Annotated in this window: 2 protein-coding genes; both read right to left on the bottom strand. The window is 36.3% G+C overall.

The window, feature by feature from the left end:
- A partial coding sequence (locus Q0954_RS33985) for a hypothetical protein (protein WP_299466544.1) occupies positions 1 to 214 on the bottom strand: 214 nt, incomplete at its 3' end.
- 168 nt (positions 215 to 382) lie between these two features.
- Positions 383 to 1,102 carry a hypothetical protein gene (locus Q0954_RS33990; RefSeq protein WP_299466547.1) on the bottom strand — a complete coding sequence of 240 codons (720 nt, stop codon included), beginning with the start codon at positions 1,100 to 1,102 and terminating at the stop codon, positions 383 to 385.
- Between the last annotated feature and the right edge of the window lie 87 nt (positions 1,103 to 1,189).

A 1,189-nucleotide genomic window follows, 5' to 3' on the forward strand; every position in this document is an offset into this window, starting at 1 on the left:
CTTTATTCATATCTTTTTGATGCAAAGGTAAGCTAGCTAATAGCAGATGTAAACATGTACTTACTGGGAGGGATACGCTAATGTTGAGCTTTTCACTATCCAAAACTGTTTTTAAACTGCCATCTAACATACGGTGATTTCTTGTGTATTCGCTTGTGTTTTCGGAAATAGTATAAAGGTTACTCTTCTTCGTAGATATAAGCTTTTCTATCAAAGATGAGGCGTTTTTTTTACTTGGGCTTGACCCAATTGAGCCAGTAATGACTCGCAATAAGCAGGTAAACTAGGCATTTTTGACCCTAAATTTAAAACATTTATAACTCTTTCCTAATCTGTAGAGTTTTCAGTTCATATCAGTAAGATAAATTTTCTTATCTCAATGCTACTTTAAAATCTCAAGAATAAAACTATACATCTGCCCCATTTTCTCACCTGTAAGATGTAATATAGCAAGAAAAGGCTTTGTTGCAACCTCTGCATTCTGGGCGACATGCATCCACTGCCAAGCTTCCTTAGTTCTCTTCATTAGGGCATTCTCAACAGTTATTACTTTTTTTCTGCCTAAATTATCTGTTACCTCAACGGTCATGCTATGATCTGAAAATAAGTTCTTATGTTTATTGAGTTTTAGCATGACATCCGTCCAAGCAGTAACACCACCCGCAGAGACATCAACTCCCAACTTCACATTTTTATTCCTCACAACCCTCATATAAGCATTATTATACGTCCGCAACCCCTTGTTTAGAACTATCGTTCTAAATGCATTTGCAGCCTTTAAAGGGTTTTTTTTCCAATTTAAAATATCCTTCCATTCCGCTTTCCAAGCCTCTGTTATAACTTCCTCTAAGTACGATCCGAAGGTTTCAAAATCGCCCCCATTGGCCTTATGGGTAATCAATAAACTTTGAAAAATAGCTAAAACTTCTCTCTCAAGGCTTTTCATCTTGGAATACTGAAAATACCCACCAAGGCCCTGTTTTTCAAATACTTTCCCAACAATATCTTGAACCCACTCTTCATTAGTTATGCCTAGCTTATCCCAAGGCTTCTGAGTTTGCAAGCTTGTAATCTTCCAAGTTTGCAAGCTCTCTACTCCCAAAGATATAAAGCATGGCAATCGCAAGAAATAAAATTTGAGAAAAAGGCTGTTAAAAGCTTTTGATTTGTGTGATTACTAGTATTTTTC

The organism is uncultured Microscilla sp., assembly GCF_947493425.1.
Taxonomy (GTDB): Bacteria; Bacteroidota; Bacteroidia; order Cytophagales; family Microscillaceae; genus Microscilla.